Annotated in this window: 15 protein-coding genes, 1 tRNA gene and 1 pseudogene; 10 read left to right on the plus strand and 7 right to left on the minus strand. The window is 63.3% G+C overall.

Annotated features, from left to right (window positions below):
• The first annotated feature begins 7 nt into the window (after positions 1-7).
• Both CXQ81_RS20305 and CXQ81_RS20310 read left to right on the plus strand, forming a co-directional pair.
• Complete coding sequence (locus CXQ81_RS20305; protein ID WP_009044406.1) at positions 8-577, plus strand: hypothetical protein; 570 nt, start codon at positions 8-10, stop codon at positions 575-577.
• Positions 578-825: 248 nt separating this feature from the next.
• A pseudogene (locus CXQ81_RS20310) lies at positions 826-1023 on the plus strand (IS3 family transposase); the annotation flags it as partial.
• A 141-nt stretch (positions 1024-1164) separates the two neighbouring features.
• Here the strand turns inward: CXQ81_RS20310 and CXQ81_RS20315 are convergent.
• From CXQ81_RS20315 to CXQ81_RS20335, 5 genes are all read right to left on the minus strand, one after another.
• Positions 1165-1240 (minus strand) — tRNA-Gly (locus tag CXQ81_RS20315).
• 63 nt (positions 1241-1303) lie between these two features.
• Positions 1304-1864 (minus strand): CDP-diacylglycerol--glycerol-3-phosphate 3-phosphatidyltransferase, encoded by a 561-nt coding sequence (pgsA, locus tag CXQ81_RS20320; RefSeq protein ID WP_007924430.1) that lies wholly within the window; start codon positions 1862-1864, stop codon positions 1304-1306.
• Positions 1865-2216: 352 nt separating this feature from the next.
• Positions 2217-4040, minus strand: coding sequence for an excinuclease ABC subunit UvrC (gene uvrC, locus CXQ81_RS20325; RefSeq protein ID WP_007924433.1), 1824 nt, complete (start codon positions 4038-4040; stop codon positions 2217-2219).
• Between the two features lie 2 nt (positions 4041-4042).
• Complete coding sequence (gene uvrY / locus CXQ81_RS20330; RefSeq protein ID WP_020295157.1) at positions 4043-4684, minus strand: UvrY/SirA/GacA family response regulator transcription factor; 642 nt, start codon at positions 4682-4684, stop codon at positions 4043-4045.
• Positions 4685-4829: 145 nt separating this feature from the next.
• Positions 4830-5195 carry a helix-turn-helix domain-containing protein gene (locus CXQ81_RS20335; protein WP_007924437.1) on the minus strand — a complete coding sequence of 122 codons (366 nt, stop codon included), beginning with the start codon at positions 5193-5195 and terminating at the stop codon, positions 4830-4832.
• A gap of 81 nt (positions 5196-5276) precedes the next feature.
• On the opposite strand from CXQ81_RS20335, the gene CXQ81_RS20340 reads away from it, so the two are divergent.
• Positions 5277-5507: a DNA-binding protein gene (locus CXQ81_RS20340; RefSeq protein ID WP_007924438.1), complete on the plus strand. Its 231-nt coding sequence runs from the start codon at positions 5277-5279 to the stop codon at positions 5505-5507.
• Between the two features lie 57 nt (positions 5508-5564).
• Here CXQ81_RS20340 and CXQ81_RS20345 read toward each other — a convergent pair whose 3' ends face one another.
• Both CXQ81_RS20345 and CXQ81_RS20350 read right to left on the minus strand, forming a co-directional pair.
• A complete protein-coding gene (locus tag CXQ81_RS20345; protein WP_101338362.1) occupies positions 5565-6011 on the minus strand; it encodes a GNAT family N-acetyltransferase in 447 nt (148 codons plus the stop codon).
• Positions 6008-6766 carry a carbon-nitrogen hydrolase family protein gene (locus CXQ81_RS20350; protein ID WP_101338363.1) on the minus strand — a complete coding sequence of 253 codons (759 nt, stop codon included), beginning with the start codon at positions 6764-6766 and terminating at the stop codon, positions 6008-6010. Before CXQ81_RS20350 ends, CXQ81_RS20345 begins: the two co-directional genes overlap by 4 nt.
• Positions 6767-7407: 641 nt before the next feature.
• Between CXQ81_RS20350 and CXQ81_RS20355 the strand changes: the two genes are divergently transcribed.
• From CXQ81_RS20355 to CXQ81_RS20385, 7 genes are all read left to right on the plus strand, one after another.
• The gene (locus CXQ81_RS20355; protein ID WP_101338364.1) at positions 7408-8499 is read left to right on the plus strand and encodes a 3-deoxy-7-phosphoheptulonate synthase; all 1092 of its coding nucleotides are present in this window, start codon (positions 7408-7410) and stop codon (positions 8497-8499) included.
• 342 nt (positions 8500-8841) lie between these two features.
• Positions 8842-9123: a peptidylprolyl isomerase gene (locus tag CXQ81_RS20360; protein WP_007924449.1), complete on the plus strand. Its 282-nt coding sequence runs from the start codon at positions 8842-8844 to the stop codon at positions 9121-9123.
• 135 nt (positions 9124-9258) lie between these two features.
• A complete protein-coding gene (locus tag CXQ81_RS20365) occupies positions 9259-11127 on the plus strand; it encodes an extracellular solute-binding protein (RefSeq protein WP_101338365.1) in 1869 nt (622 codons plus the stop codon).
• Positions 11127-12188: a microcin C ABC transporter permease YejB gene (locus CXQ81_RS20370; protein WP_101338366.1), complete on the plus strand. Its 1062-nt coding sequence runs from the start codon at positions 11127-11129 to the stop codon at positions 12186-12188. The genes CXQ81_RS20365 and CXQ81_RS20370 overlap by 1 nt, the downstream gene beginning before the upstream one ends.
• The gene (locus CXQ81_RS20375; RefSeq protein ID WP_101338367.1) at positions 12188-13210 is read left to right on the plus strand and encodes an ABC transporter permease; all 1023 of its coding nucleotides are present in this window, start codon (positions 12188-12190) and stop codon (positions 13208-13210) included. The genes CXQ81_RS20370 and CXQ81_RS20375 overlap by 1 nt, the downstream gene beginning before the upstream one ends.
• A 17-nt stretch (positions 13211-13227) precedes the next feature.
• The gene (locus CXQ81_RS20380; protein WP_007924455.1) at positions 13228-14802 is read left to right on the plus strand and encodes an ABC transporter ATP-binding protein; all 1575 of its coding nucleotides are present in this window, start codon (positions 13228-13230) and stop codon (positions 14800-14802) included.
• Positions 14803-15098: 296 nt separating this feature from the next.
• Positions 15099-16517 carry a sigma-54-dependent Fis family transcriptional regulator gene (locus CXQ81_RS20385; protein WP_101338368.1) on the plus strand — a complete coding sequence of 473 codons (1419 nt, stop codon included), beginning with the start codon at positions 15099-15101 and terminating at the stop codon, positions 16515-16517.
• Positions 16518-16559 lie beyond the last annotated feature (42 nt).

The raw sequence follows: 16559 nt of genomic DNA on the forward strand, positions 1-16559 counted from the left end.
ACCTGACATGTACATCACAAGAGCGACGATTCTGCGGCTGTCTGCCGCGCTGAGTATTATGTCATTCGACGCACAGGCTCAGGAGCCCAACGCTTATCAATTGTTCGATCCAGTCGTGAGCGTCTTACAAAGCCCCCGCTGTATGAACTGCCATCAGAGTGCACGGCCGACCCAAAAAGATTCGATGATTGCTCATATCCAGAATGTAGTGCGTGGCACGGCAGGTCTGGGAGCACCCACGATGCAATGTATTGCCTGCCATCAAGAGAAGAACACCGCCGACGGCAAGGTGCCAGGTGCTCGCGGGTGGCATATGCCACCGTTGCCTATGGTCTGGGAGGGGCTGACCAGTGCGCAGATATGCCATCAAATGCAGGACCCCAAACGCAATGGCAATCGTAAAACACCCGAAGAAGTCATCGAACATATGAGAACCGATCCGCTGGTGCTATGGGCTTGGGATCCCGGTGCTGGTCGATCCACGCCAAGCATCACACACGATCAGTTTATCGAGCGATTGGAGCTCTGGGCCAAGGCTGGGATGCCATGCCCGGACGAGCAAGCAGCGGCACGCTGAGCGTGACAATCAACACATGACGCTGCTGCTGGTTAACGTCATTGGCCTATCGACGTCTGCGACTCAAGGCATGCTGCGCTGGAGAGCTAACCTCGCCGCTGAACGCGTCGAATAGGACCGCAAGGCAGCAACGGGTCAAGGCCGGGGTATTGGCATCAGCCCTTTGGCAGCTTTGCGCCTAGGCGGTTGAGGTCTCCATCGAGCATCGCGAGATCCATACCCGCCGCGTGGTCTGTGTGATTGACTGCGGCACTCCGTTAACCAAAAGAGCGACGGCCGAATGCTTGGATATCCCGAACATTTTGAGTCGGGAGTTCGATGTGCCGGCACCCAACCAGGTGTGGTGCGGGGACATCACTTACATCTGGGCCCAGGATAAATGGCACTATCTGGCGGTTGTGCTGGATCCGCAGGACCTACTGTTTCACTCGGATCAGGGGGCAAAGCGCCGGATTAATGTACTAAAAAATGTACTAAAAAATCGTGGCTGCTAATACTTTCGAGAAAAACTTACTGGAACGAAAAAAGAGGCCGAAGCCTCTTTTTCAGTTTCTGCAGACTTCAATAGAGGCCTGTAGAACAATAATTGGAGCGGGAAACGAGACTCGAACTCGCGACCCCGACCTTGGCAAGGTCGTGCTCTACCAACTGAGCTATTCCCGCGTCTTGGTGGTGTGCATTCTATAGAAATTCGAAACTGCGTCAACCCCTTGATTCAAAAAAGTTTTATTTCTTTTCCACATCAGTCTTCAGATGCGGCCAGGCGGCGCGCAGGTACTGCAGCATGGACCACAGGGTCAGCCCTCCCGCGATCAGCAACAGGGCATAACCCAGCAGCACCCAGAAGGTGAAGGCCGGCGGGTTGGCCAGCAGGATCACCAGCGCCAGCATCTGCGCGGCGGTTTTCCATTTGCCCATGTTGGATACCGCCACTTGCGCACGGGCACCCAGTTCGGCCATCCACTCGCGGAGGGCGGAGACGACGATTTCACGTCCGATGATCACCGCCGCCGGCAGGGTCAGCCACAGGTTGCCGTGCTCTTGCACCAGCAGTACCAGGGCCACCGCCACCATCAACTTGTCGGCCACCGGATCGAGGAAGGCCCCGAACGGTGTGCTTTGCTCCAGACGCCGCGCCAGGTAACCATCGAGCCAGTCGGTGGCCGCGGCGAACGCGAAGACGGAACTGGCGGCCATGTAGCTCCAGGAGTAAGGCAGGTAAAACAGCAAAATGAAGATCGGGATGAGCAGAACGCGTAGAACGGTGATCAGATTAGGGATATTCATCGGCACAACTGGCTACGAGGTGAGTTGGCAATCTACTCGAAAAAGACAGCAGATGAGCTAGGCACGGCCATTCTACGGGCTTCTCGCACAGCGTGTCTAACACTGTTCCAAGACTTTGAGCGCCTGGAAAGAGCAACTTCAGGAGGCCTGAACGAGCGCGACAAGAATCAGGCATGGGTACTCCGCATGCCAGGTACTCAAACCCGCACAGGCTCCATCCACGTTCAGAAGCGTCCTAAAACCTTGCCCATCGCCACTTGCCACTTGCCAGGTTCGCAAAGCTCGACAAAGAGACTCGCGGATCAACTAATGCAAGGACGACAAATGACCCTTTCCGCCCCTGAACTCTCCCCTACTCACTATGCAAGTTCGCATAAATCAGTTCAGCGAGCTTTTTACTGATCCCCGGCGCCTTGGCGATCTCCTCGATGCTGGCGCGAGACAGTTCCTGCAATCCGCCAAAGTGTTTCAGCAGGTCGCGGCGGCGCTTGGGGCCGACGCCGGCCACGCCTTCCAGGGTCGAGGTGCGGCGGGTCTTGCCGCGGCGCGCGCGGTGGCCAGTGATGGCAAAACGGTGAGCCTCGTCGCGGATCTGCTGGATCAGGTGCAGCGCCGGTGAGTCGCCCTTGAGGGTGAACTCATGGGCCGCATCGTTGAGGTAGAGGGTTTCGAAGCCGGCCTTGCGCGTCGCGCCCTTGGCCACCCCCAGCAGGATCAGGTCGGGCACTGCCAGTTCGTTGAGCACGTCGCGGGCCATGGACAGCTGGCCCTTGCCGCCGTCCACCAACAGGATGTCCGGCAGTTTGCCCTCGCCGTCCTTGAGTTTGCTGAAGCGTCGGGTCAGGGCCTGGTGCATCGCCGCATAGTCGTCGCCGGCGGTGACGCCTTCGATGTTGTAGCGCCGGTAATCGGACTTCAGTGGACCTTCCGGGCCAAATACCACGCAGGACGCCACGGTCGCCTCGCCGCTGGAGTGACTGATGTCGTAACACTCCAGGCGTTGCGGCGGCTCGTCCAGGTTCAGCACTTCGGCCAGGGCTTCGAAACGTGCGGCCACATGCTGCCGATTGGCCAGCCGCGCGCTCAGGGCCTGCTCGGCGTTGGTCACCGCCAGTTGCTGCCAGCGCGCCCGCGTGCCGCGCACCCGGTGGCTGATGCTCAGCTCACGGCCGCGCAAGGCTTGGATCGCGGTGATCAGGGTCGGGAAATCTTCATGGACCACGTTGACGATCAACTCGCTGGGCAGGTCGCGCTCCGGGCTGCTGAGAAAGTACTGGCCAAGGAATGCCGACATGACCTCGGCCACCTCTTCCTCGATACCCACCTGGGGAAAGAAGTTCTTGCTGCCCAGAACCCGACCGCCACGCACGCTGATCAGGTGCACGCAGGCGCCGCCCGGGTTGACGAACGCCGCCACCACATCGACGTCGCCGCTGCCGCCTTCCATGCTCTGCTGGTCCTGCACCCGCCGCAGCAGGGAAATCTGGTCGCGCAGCTCGGCGGCCTTCTCGAAGTCCAGGGTGCTGGCCGCCTGCTCCATGCCCGCCGACAGTTCATCGGTCAGGGCATTGCTGCGGCCTTCGAGGAACATCACCGAGTGGCGCACATCCTCGGCGTACACCTCGGCCTCCACCAGGCCGACGCACGGCGCCTTGCAGCGCTTGATCTGATATTGCAGGCACGGCCGGGTGCGGTTCTTGTAGTAGCTGTCCTCGCACTGGCGGACCATGAAGGTCTTTTGCAGCAGGCTCAGGCTCTCGCGAATGGCCCCGGCGCTGGGGTACGGGCCGAAGTACTTGCCCTTCTGCTTCTTCGCCCCGCGATGGATGCTGAAACGCGGAAACTCGCCGTCCGACAGAAACACATAGGGATAGGACTTATCGTCGCGCAACAGGATGTTGTACGGCGGCCGCCATTCCTTGATCAGCGTCTGCTCCAGCAGCAGGGCCTCGGTTTCGTTGGCGGTGATGGTGGTTTCGATCTGCGCGATGCGCCCCACCAGGGCAGCGGTCTTCGGCGCCAGGCCGGTCTTGCGAAAGTAGCTGGCCAGGCGGCTCTTCAGGTTCTTGGCTTTACCGACGTAGAGCAGACGTGCATCGCTGTCGAACATGCGATACACGCCAGGACGGCCACTGCAGGTGGAAAGAAAAGCACTGGGATCAAACGGGTCGGTCATTGTCAGGCGCTGGCATCGACCATGCCGTGGCGAACCGCCAGCAACGTCAGTTCGACATCACTGCTGATCGAGAGCTTCTCGAAGATACGGTAACGGTAGGTATTCACGGTTTTCGGAGACAGGCACAGCTTGTCGGAGATGATCTGCACTTTCTGGCAGCCGACAATCATCAGCGCAATCTGGATCTCGCGCTCCGACAAGGCGTCGAACGGTGAATCACTGGACGGCTGGAATGACTTGAACACCAATTGCTGGGCAATTTGCGGGCTGATGTAACGCTGGCCGGCAAACACCAGGCGGATGGCCTGCACCATTTCGTTGAGACCCGCGCCCTTGGTCAGGTAACCCGCCGCACCGGCTTGCAGCAAGCGGGTCGGGAACGGATCTTCTTCACACACGGTGACGGCCACGACTTTGATATCCGGGTGACTGCGCAATAACTTGCGCGTGGCTTCAAGACCGCCGATCCCGGGCATCTTGACGTCCATGAGGACCACATCGGGTTTCAACTCCCGAGCCTTGAGCAGGGATTCCTCCCCTGATTCGGCCTGACCGACCACTTGCAGGCCATCGATGTCAGCCAGCATTCGTGTAATACCTGTACGAACGAGATCATGGTCATCGACTACTAGCACCCTAATCAAGCAGACACCTCGCGATTTGGTCTTATAGGTTGCCGGACACCTTAGCAAAAAAGCAGCGTGCTGACCTAATGACAAACACCATATAAAAAGCACTTGTTCACCAGGGGTATCCGGTGGATGGTTGATGCGCTGCGAACGCCCTGCCCTAAGGCTCTCGGGCGTCCGCCTTTCTTTTCATGAGGCTGGAAACCGAAAGCTCGGCAAGGGTATGGGTCAGGTGCCGGATCGCGTCCTGATCTTCCTTGTACAAAGCCCGATAACTGACGAGGATTTTCTCTTCGCTCTGGCTGAGGTTATCGGCCCTGGTCGGGGTTCGCCTGCCGGTCACTATATAAAGGACATCGACCCCTTTTGCCGCCACCCGGGACAAGTAATCCGCCTTGGGCACACGGTCTCCACTTTCATATCTGCCTTGGGCATTGGCTTCCACGCCGCCAACTTCACCAAATTTTTTCTGCGACAACCCCAGGCGTTCCCTTTCCTGTCTTAACCGCGAACCGATTCCACTCATTTGGATGTATGATCCTTTTTTATGCACCCCTAGGGGTGTTACACCCTTCAAGCATTGAACAAATTTGAACGGTTTTGAACTATGCCCGGTATCCGCACTGCCGCACAAGCCAAGGCCTGGCTTGAACATCAAGGTAAATCGGTTCAACAGTTCGCCCGTGAACACGGGGTCGACCCAGCCACCACCTACCAGGTATTGGCCGGCCGCAAGAAAGGACGACGCGGAGAGGCGCACAAGGTGGCCGTATTGCTGGGTATGAAAGACGGCATCATCCTGGCCGAGCCGGAGGATCCCGATCAGGCGCCCGCCTGATCCTCGACTGTCGCCACACTGCTCGGGACAACCGCCGTCCCACACAAAAACCAGCGGCTACGCATCCGCGGCGCTGCTTCGCTCCATCCGTAGAAAGCACTCGTCTTCCCCGACCACCTTCAGCCCCATGCGCCCATAGAGCGCCTGCGCCGGGTTGTCCTTGAACACCGTCAGCCGCAGCAGCCCGCGCCGTTCGCCGCGCGCCATCGCCCGCACCTGTTCGATGGTCCAGGCCCCGGCACCCTGCCCGCGAAACGCTTCGAGCACATGCAACTCGCGAATATACAAGGCCCTGGAATCGCGACTCAGGCTGATGAACCCCAGCACCTCGGCGTCCTGGCAGATCAGCAGGTTCTCCCGCCCGGCCCAGGCCACATCGAAGGCTTCGTCCAGCCACAACAGGTCGTGACGGATGTAATAGCCCAGCATGGTGCTGCGGGTCAGGTCGCGGGCGAACAGCAGATCCTCCGGGGTGCTGGCCGGACGCAGTTGGAAACCGTTCAAGGCGCTTCGACCGTCACTTGTTGACCACTCCAGCGACCGGCGTCGCGCCGGGCGATCAGCAACTCGTCGCCACAGCCTGCGGCGGCCACGATCAGAGCGCCATCCGGCCCCCAGATCGCGCTGCGGCCCGCCGACACCCAGCCCCCGGTCGGTCCGCCGTGGTTGGCCATCAGCACCAGCATTGCGTGCTCCACCGCGTACCCCTGCAACAAGGCACTGTCCGCGGCGTAGCCGTTTTCGCTGATCAGCACGCCGGTGGTATAGATGCCGGCACCGGACTGCGCCGCCGCATGCGCGTGGCTGGCCTGGGAGAAATCGGCGCACACCGCCAGGGCCACCCGGTCCTCGGCGAAGCTCAGGTTCGCACCACCCGCGCCTGGGCTGAACACCAACTCCTCGCCGGCATGCAAATGCTGCTTGCTATAGACCGCCAACGAACCATCGGCCGCCAGCACCAGGGCGCCGATCAACAACGGGCCCTCGGCCGACAGGCGAATGGGCATGCCCACCACCGCCGTCACCCCCAGCTCCCGGGCCAGGTCGCACAACGGTTGCAACAACGGACTCGGGGGCAAGACCGCCAGCTCGGCCGCCAGCGTGGGCTCGTAGCCGGTCAGGGACAACTCGGGAAACACCAGCAATTGCACGCCCTGCTCCGCCGCGGTGCGGATAAAGGCCTGGTGCCGGGCGATATTGCCCGGCAGGTCTCCGGCGACGGAAATCGATTGGGCGGCGGCAAGGGTCAGGGAGGTCATGATTCATCCTGAATGAGCACAAATGAGGGCGTGGCGAGTGTGTCATAAAACTTCAAAGCGCTTAACTCATAGGCACTTACTGGTCATGTAATAGGAATTTCCGATTGAACCGCCACCCCGGCCTCTAGTAAGCTCGGCCCACTTCACGGAGAAACAGCATGTCGTCCCTCACCCTTTCCATGCATCGTCACACTGCCAGCGCCTCGCGCGTCGGTGCGGCTGCCTGGGTGAAAAACGCCTGCGCTCCGGCGAGCTTTTATTTTGGGTATTGGTTTAGCCACTGGCGCGCCTGATACCCAAACGGCGCCCACTTGAACGGGTCGCCTACCAGAGAAAATCTCACCCCCGGTCGGCCTCCCGACCGGGGGTTTTGTTTTTCTGGGCCAACGATTTTTAACCACGACTTTCAGCAACACACCGAACTTACCGAGGATTGAAACCATGAACTACGCCACCTATTACCGTTACGACACTTGCACCACCTGGCGATTTAGCAGCCTCCGTTCGGGACAGCCTGCCGCCTCCGATCGGTCACCTACTGGTGGCAAACACACCTGCACAGCCAATCCGGCCAATTGTCGAACACCCCAGTAGGGCCGCGCGCGGGACACTACCCGCCGCCTGCCCAGGAAGCCTTGAACATGAACTCGTCCGTCTCCGCTCTGCCGCTGTCCACCCGCAACTGCGCCAACGAAACCCTGAGCCAGCGCCTGCCCAGCTCGCTGGAGCTCAAGCAGCAACTGCCGCTCAGCCCGGCCCTCGGCCAGCAAGTCGCCGCCCATCGCCAGGCAGTGCGCGCCATCCTCAACGGTGAAGACTCCCGTTTGCTGGTCGTCGTCGGCCCCTGCTCGATCCACGATCCCCAGTCCGCCCTGGAATACGCCGGCAACCTTGCCCGCCTGGCCGCCGAGGTCAGCGACGACCTGCTGCTGGTGATGCGCGCCTACGTCGAAAAACCGCGCACCACCGTCGGCTGGAAAGGCCTGGCCTACGACCCGCGCCTGGATGGCAGCGACGACATGGCCGGCGGCCTGACCCTGTCCCGCGAACTGATGCGCGAAATCCTCCGCCTGGGCCTGCCGATCGCCACCGAGCTGCTGCAACCCATGGCCGCAGGCTACTTCGACGACCTGCTGAGCTGGGTCGCCATCGGCGCGCGCACCACCGAATCGCAGATCCACCGGGAAATGGCCAGCGGCCTGGGCATGCCCGTGGGCTTCAAAAACGGCACCGACGGCGGCGTCGGCATCGCCTGCGACGCCATGCGCTCGGCAGCGCACCCGCACCGCCACTTCGGCGTCGACAGCCAGGGCCATCCGGCGGTGATCCAGACCCCGGGCAACCCCGACACTCACCTGGTGCTGCGTGGCGGCCATCGCGGCCCGAACTACGATCGCCAGAGCGTGGCCCAGGTCCAGCACGACCTGCAGAAACTGAAGATCCCGGCGCGGATCATGGTCGATTGCAGCCATGCCAACAGCGGCAAGGACCCGTTACGCCAACCGGCGGTGTTCGGCGAGGTCCTGGAACAGCGCCTGCAGGGCGATTCGTCCCTGGTCGGGGTGATGCTGGAGAGCCATCTGTTCGAGGGTTGCCAACCCCTGAGCCCGACCCTGCGCTACGGGGTTTCGGTGACGGACGGTTGCCTGGGCTGGGACGCCACCGAGCAGCTGCTGCGCAATGCCGCCCGGCAACTGCGCAACAGTCGGCAAGCCATTCCGGCTTCCGCCTGATCCCGCCCCTGTAGGAGCGAGGCTTGCCCGCGATGAACGATAACGAGGTGTAACTGACCTTTCGCATCGCCTATATCGCGGGCGGGAACTGGGCCTGTAGCCGCTGCCGCAGGCTGCGATCGGGGCACAGCCCCGTAAACCTGAGGATGCGGCATACCTGGGCTGCGCGCTCGTCCGGCCAGGCGACCGCCGGGCGGTCGATCGCAGCCTCGCCAGGGCTCGGCAGCGGCTACAGGTGGAGCTGCCGGCCATCCTTTGCTGCAATGCTTTGACGGAACTTTGACGAGAATTAGGCTACACAATCCGGTAGGCTCACCACTTTCTTGAAAGGAGCAACTCCCCATGGCCAAAGCCACTGCCCGTCACATCCTCGTTGCCAGCGAAGCCAAGTGCAACGAACTGAAAGCCGAAATCGAAGCCGGCGCCGACTTCGCCGAAGTCGCCAAGAAGAACTCCACTTGCCCATCCAGCCGTGACGGCGGCAACCTCGGCTCGTTCGGCCCAGGCCAGATGGTCAAGGAATTCGACACCGTGGTGTTCAGCGCCCCGGTCAACGTCGTGCAAGGCCCGGTGAAAACCCAGTTCGGTTATCACCTGCTGGAAGTGACCAGCCGCCAGGACTGATCCTGTCGCGATTTGCGTGAACGACGGCCCGCCCTTTGGTGGGCCGTTGTGTTTGGGCTACGGCCCGCGCTGGTCAGCAGCGCGCCGGTAGCGTACAAATCGTGATCATCGATCACCCGGCTCTTAAGGCTGACAATGCGACTGCTTTTCCCCTCCCTGATCTTCACCGCCCTGGCCCTGCTGCTGGGCACCGCGAGTGCCGACGCCGCACCGCAACACGCCTTGACCGTCTATGGCGAACCGGCCAAGTACCCCGCCGGCTTCAGCCACTTCGCCTACACCAACCCCCAGGCGCCCAAGGGCGGGAGCATGCGCCGCTCGGCCATCGAGATCGGCCGCTTCGACCATGTGTTGCCCTACATCGACAAAGGCATCGGCGTCTCGCAACTCGACGGCTATATCTACTCGCCCCTGGCCCAGCGCTCGCTGGACGAGCCCTACACCGTGTACGGCCTGGTGGCACAAAAGATGGAGCGCGCCGACGACGGCCTGTGGCTGCGTTTCTACCTCAACCCCAAGGCGCGCTTCGCCGACGGCCAGCCGATCACCGCCGAAGACGTGCGCTACACCTACAACCTGCTGATGACCCAGGGCAGTCTGCGTTATCGCACCCAGTTCGCCGACGTCAAGGACGTCGAAGTCGAGTCGCCGCGGGTGATCCGCTTCGACTTCAAGAGCAATGAAAACCGCACCCTGCCCCTGGATATCGCGACCCTGCCGGTACTGCCCGAGCACTGGTGGAAGAGTCGCGACTTCGCCGGCGGCGGTGGTTACGAAGCGCCCCTGGGCAGCGGCCCGTACAAGGTGAGCAAGGTCGATAACGGCAACAGCATTACCTTCACCCGCGATGCCGACTGGTGGGGCAAGGACCTGCCGGTCAGCCGCGGCCTGTACAACTTCGACCGCTTCAGCATCGAGTACTTCGGCGACACCGACGTCGCCCGCCAAGTGCTGCGCGGCGGCGCCTACGATTACAACCGCGAGTTCTCCGCCACCGGTTTCTCCATCGGTTACGACAGCCCGGCCCTGAGCGATGGCCGCCTGCAAAAGGCCCACCTGGCCAAGCAGGCGCCGCAACCGGCCCAGGGCTTCGTGTTCAACCTGCAAAAGCCGATGTTCCAGGACCGCCGCGTGCGCCAGGCCCTGGCCATGCTCTGGGACTTCGAGTGGAGCAACCGGCAGATGATGCGCGACCTGTACATCCGCCAGCAGAGCTTCTTCTCCAACAGCGCCCTGGCCGCGCGGGCGCTGCCGGATGCCGAAGAACTGAAGATCCTCGAACCACTGCGCGGGCAGGTTCCCGACGAAGTCTTCAGCCAGGTCTTCGAGGCGCCGAAAACCGACGGCAGCGGCCTGATCCGCGATAAACAGCTGCAAGCCCTGGCCCTGCTCGAAGCGGCCGGCTGGAAACCCGACGGCGACCAGCTGGTCAACGCCGACGGCGAGCCGCTGCGCTTCACCTTCCTCAACAGCCAGAACGGCATCGAACGCCTGCTGTTGCCCTACAAGCGCAACCTGGCGCAGATCGGCATCACCCTGGAAATCCGCCGCATCGACGCCTCGCAGTACGTCAACCGGCTGATGGCCCGCGACTACGACATGATCGTCACCGGCTACCCGGTGACCACCTCGCCGGGACTGGAGCTGTACAACTACTTCGGCTCGGCGGCGGCCAACGACCCTGGCTCCAGCAACCTGATGGTGCTGAAGAACCCGGCGGTGGACAGCCTGATCAGCGGCCTGGTCAAGGCCACCAGCCAGCCACAGATGCTGAGTTACGCCCACGCCCTGGACCGGGTGCTGCAATGGAATTACTACTGGATCCCCAACTACTACCCGCCGGGCACCTCCACCGTGTGGTGGAACCGCTTCGGCATGCCGGCCATTCCCGCCAGCAATGACGAAGCCATCGAAAGCTGGTGGGAAATGAGCCGCACGCCCCTGACCAACGAGCAAATGGCTGCCGAGCGCGTCCAGCGCGGCAAGCCCGGAGGACCGCACTGATGCTGGCGTATATCCTGCGGCGCCTGCTGCTGATCATCCCGACCCTGCTGATCATCCTGCTGGTCAACTTCGCCATCGTCCAGGCCGCCCCCGGCGGCCCGGTGGAACAGGCCATCGCCCGCCTGCAAGGCATAGGCGGTGGCGGCAACCTCGGCGGTTCGAGCGACGGCGTCAGCGGCAACTCGCGGGCCAGCCGTGGCCTCGACCCGCAGCTGATCAAGGACATCGAGAAGCAGTACGGTTTCGACAAGCCGGCCCACGAACGCCTGTGGCTGATGCTCAAGAGCTACGCGCAGCTGGACTTCGGCAAGAGCTTCTTCCGCGGCGCCACGGTCACCGAGCTGATCCTGCAGAAAATGCCGGTGACCCTTTCTCTCGGGCTCTGGGCGACGCTGATCACCTACCTGGTGTCGATCCCCCTGGGGATCCGCAAGGCGGTGCACCACGGCAGCCATTTCGATATCTGGAGCAGCACCGCGATCATCATCGGCTACGCCATGCCAGCCTTCCTGTTCGCCATGTTCCTGATCGTGATGTTCGCCGGCGGCACCTCGCTGAACTGGTTCCCGGTGCGCGGGCTGGTCTCGGAGAACTTCGAGCAACTGAGCACCCTGGGCAAGGTCGTCGACTACTTCTGGCACCTGGTGCTGCCGGTGACCTCCCTGGTGATCGGCGGTTTCGCCACCCTGACCATCCTCACCAAGAACTCGTTCCTCAACGAGATCACCCGCCAGTACGTGGTCACCGCCCGGGCCAAGGGCCTGAGCGAGCGCCGGGTGCTCTACGGCCATGTGTTCCGCAACGCCATGCTGCTGGTGGTCTCGGGCATTCCCCAGGCCTTTATCAGCGTGTTCTTCGCCGGCTCCCTGCTGATCGAGGTGATCTTCTCCCTCGACGGCCTCGGCCGCATGAGCTACGAGGCCGCCGTGTCGCGGGACTATCCGGTGGTGTTCGGCTCGCTGTTCATCTTCACCCTGTTCGGCCTGCTGATAAAACTCATCGGCGACCTCTGCTACACCCTGGTCGACCCGCGTATCGACTTCGCCGCGAGGAACGCCTGATGCTCAAGCTCTCCCCGCTGGCGCGCCGGCGCTTCGACCGCTTCAAGAAAAACCGCCGTGGCTGGTGGTCGCTGTGGCTGTTTATCGGCCTGTTCATCCTTACCCTCGGCGGTGAGCTGATCGCCAACGACAAACCGCTGGTGGTCAGCTACCAGGGCTCGCTGTATTTCCCGGTGCTCAAGCGCTACACCGAGCAGGAGTTCGGCGGGCAACTGCCGTTCCAGGCCGACTACCGCAGCGACTACGTGCAGCAGCTGATCCGCCAAGACGGTGGCTGGCTGCTGTTCCCTCCGATCCCGTTCAGCGAAGACACGCCCAACTACGACCTCAGCCGCCCGGCCCCAAGCCCGCCGACCGCGGTCAACTGGCTGGGCACCGACGACCAGGCCCGTGACGTGCTGGCCCGGGTGATCTACGGCGCCCGGGTGTCGATCCTGTTCGCCCTGGCCCTGACCTTTATCAGCGCCCTGATCGGCATCGCCGCCGGCGCCCTGCAGGGCTATTACGGCGGCTGGGTCGACCTGCTGGGCCAGCGCCTGCTGGAAGTCTGGTCGGGGCTGCCGGTGCTGTACCTGCTGATCATCCTTTCCGGTTTCGTCGAGCCGAACTTCTGGTGGCTGCTGGGGATCATGGCGCTGTTCTCCTGGCTGGCCCTGGTGGACGTGGTGCGCGCCGAGTTCCTGCGCGGGCGCAACCTGGAATACGTCAAGGCCGCCCGGGCCCTGGGCCTCAACGACCGCAAGGTGATCGTGCGGCACATCCTGCCCAACGCGATGAACGCCACCCTGAGCTACCTGCCGTTCATTCTCACCGGAGCGATTTCCACCCTCACCGCCCTGGACTTCCTCGGCTTCGGCATGCCCGCCGGCAGCGCCTCCCTGGGCGAGCTGATTGGCCAGGGCAAGCAGAACCTGCAAGCGCCCTGGCTGGGCCTGACGGCGTTTTTCACCCTGGCGCTGATCCTCTCGCTGCTGGTGTTTATCGGTGAGGCGCTGCGCGATGCCTTCGATCCACGCTCCTGAATCAAGCGGACTGTTAAATGACTGACAACCTGATCGAAATCCGCGACCTCAATGTGGCCTTCAACGGTCAGAAAGTGGTGCGCGACCTGTGTCTGGATATCCGCCCCGGCGAGTGCCTGGCCCTGGTCGGCGAGTCGGGGTCGGGCAAGTCGGTGACCGCCCATTCGATCCTGCAACTGCTGCCCGACTGCGACACCCAGAGCAGCGGCAGCATCCGCTACCGTGGCCAGGAATTGCTCGGTGCCGAAGCACGGACCTTGCAGAAGCTGCGTGGCGACCGCATCGCCATGATCTTCCAGGAGCCGATGACTTCGCTGAACCCGCTGCACAGCATCGAAAAGCAGATCGGCGAAACCCTGCTGCTGCACAAGGGCCTGGGCGGCAAGGCGGCCCAGGCGCGGATCCTCGAGCTGCTGCGCCTGGTGGGCATCCAGAAACCCGAGGAACGGCTCAAGGCCTACCCGCACCAGCTTTCCGGCGGCCAGCGCCAGCGGGTGATGATCGCCATGGCCCTGGCCTGCGAGCCGGAACTGCTGATCGCCGACGAACCGACCACCGCCCTCGACGTGACGGTGCAGCGCAAGATCCTGTTGCTGCTCAAATCCCTGCAACAGCGCCTGGGCATGTCGCTGCTACTGATCAGCCACGACCTCAACCTGGTGCGCAGCATCGCCCAGCGCGTCTGCGTGATGAAGGCCGGGCAGATTGTCGAGCAGGCGCCGTGCGAAACCCTGTTCAGCGCGCCCCAGCACCCCTACAGCCGCGTGCTGCTCAATGCCGAGCCGGAAGGCGAAGCCCTGCCCCGGGACGAGCGCGAAGTGGTGTTGCAGGTGGATGACCTCAACGTGCAGTTCCAGATCGGCGGCGGGCTGTTCCGCCGCAAGCAATACCTGCGGGCGGTGGACGGTATCAGCCTGAGCCTGCAACGGGGCAAGACCCTGGGCATCGTCGGTGAGTCCGGCTCCGGCAAGTCGACCCTCGGCCAGGCGATCCTGCGCCTGCTGGACTCCGAAGGCAGCATCCGCTTCCAGGGCGAGGCCCTCGACGGCCTCAACCAGAAGCAGCTGCGGCCGTGGCGCAAGCAGATGCAGGTGGTGTTCCAGGACCCGTTCGGCAGCCTCAGCCCGCGGATGTCGGTGGCGCAGATCATCAGCGAAGGCCTGGAAGTGCACAGCCAGTCCACCGCCCAGCAGTGCGAGCAGCAGGTGATCCAGGTGCTGGAAGAAGTCGGCCTGGACCCGGCCAGCCGCCATCGCTACCCCCACGAGTTTTCCGGTGGCCAGCGCCAGCGCATCGCCATTGCCCGGGCCCTGGTGCTCAAGCCGGCGCTGATTTTGCTGGACGAACCGACCTCGGCCCTCGACCGCACGGTGCAGAAACAGGTGGTGGCGCTGTTGCGCCAGCTCCAGGAACGCCACGGCCTGACCTACCTGTTTATCAGCCACGACCTGGCGGTGGTGCGTGCCCTGGCCCACGACATGATCGTGATCAAGGATGGCAAGGTGGTCGAACGCGGCCCCAGCCACGAAGTGTTCGACGCGCCGCAACATCCCTACACCCAGGAACTGCTGGCCGCCGCCCACCCCGCCTGAACCCTCATTCCCCTGTAGGAGCGAGCTTGCTCGCGATGCAAGCACCGCGGTATTGCAGGCCCACCGCGCCGAACCCACCGCAGGCAAGCCTCACTCCTACAGAAGCACCACTCTGTAGCCGCTGGCGAAGCCTGCGATCGACCGCGAAGCGGGCGCAGGGTCTGGAGGCCGCCGGAGGTCCTTCGGACCTTTCGCAGCCTGCGGCAGCGGCTACAGGGATAGCGTCAACCCTGATGGTCGCGTCACCGTGAAGATTCCCGGCATAATCTGCGCGCGCTCCCTTCAGGACCTCCCCCATGAACGACACCGAAAGCCTCAAGGATTACCAGCGGGTCCGCCAACTGGCGATCCGTTCGCTGTTCGAGATCATCGAGCAATCCAGCGAGGGCACGGTGATCGTCGACCGCGACGCCAATATCGTCTGGATGAACGAGCGCTACGCCCGGCGCTTCGGCCTGGAGTCGGCGGCGTTCGCCATCGGCAAGGCCTGCGAAAGCGTGATCCCCGGCAGCCTGTTGCGCGAAGTGGTGCGCACCGGGCGGCCGATCCTGCTGGACATGCAGGACACCCCCAAGGACCCGCTGGTGGTGATGCGCCTGCCGATCCACGACGACGCCGGGGCGGTGATCGGCGCCATCGGCTTTGCCCTGTTCGACGAGCTGCGCAGCCTGTCGCCGATGCTCAAGCGCTACCTGAGCATGCAGGAAGAGCTGGCCTCGACCCGCTCGCTGCTGCGGGCACGGCAGGCCAAATACAACTTCGCCCACTTCATCGGCACCAGCGCCGCCAGCCTGGAAGTCAAACGCCGTGCCCGGCGCAGCGCCAGCGCCGACTCGCCGGTGCTGCTGCAAGGCGAGACCGGCACCGGCAAGGAGCTGCTGGCCCAGGCCATCCACGCCGCGTCGCCACGGGCGCACAAGGCCTTCGTCAGCATCAACAGCGCGGCGATTCCCGAGGCCTTGCTGGAGGCCGAGTTCTTCGGCACCGCCCCCGGCGCCTTCACCGGCGCCGACCGCAAGGGTCGCGCCGGTAAGCTGCAGATCGCCCAGGGCGGCACGCTGTTTCTCGACGAGATCGGCGACATGCCCCTGCCGCTGCAAAGCAAGCTGCTGCGGGTGCTGCAAGAGAAAGAGTTCGAGCCAGTGGGCTCCAACGAGGTGATCCAGAGCGACGTGCGGGTGATCGCCGCCACCTCCACCGACCTGGAAGCGGCGATCAAGCGCGGCGAATTCCGCGCCGACCTGTATTACCGCCTCAATGTGCTGCCGATCCAGGTGCCGCCGCTGCGCGAACGCCTGGACGACCTGCCGGCCCTCAGCGAAGCCATCCTCGAAGAACTGCGCAGCCAGCACGAACTGGCCCCCGATGCCCTGGCCCTGCTCGGCCAGCACGCCTGGCCGGGCAATATCCGCGAACTGCGCAACGTGCTGGAACGCGCCGCCCTGCTCAGCGACGACCTGATGCTCAACGCCGGCGACCTGCGCGCGGCCATCGGCACCTTCAGCCCGGTGCCGCGCGCGGCCAGCCCCCAGGCCGCCGAAGTGCAGCCCGACGAAACCTTCGCCGCCGCGCGGGAGCGTTTCGACCGCCAGGTGATCGAGTCGGCCCTGGCGCACTGTGGCGGCAAGGTGGGGCAAGCAGCGGCGCGCCTGGGGCTGGGGCGCTCGACCCTGTACAAGAAGATGGCGGCGCTGGGGATCGAAGAGTCTCAATAAAGAGACGCACGTCTCCACACAGAGAAAGGCCCAGCGCTACGC

The sequence above is a fragment of the Pseudomonas sp. 09C 129 genome, from assembly GCF_002843625.1.
GTDB classification, from domain to species: Bacteria; Pseudomonadota; Gammaproteobacteria; order Pseudomonadales; family Pseudomonadaceae; genus Aquipseudomonas; species Aquipseudomonas chlororaphis.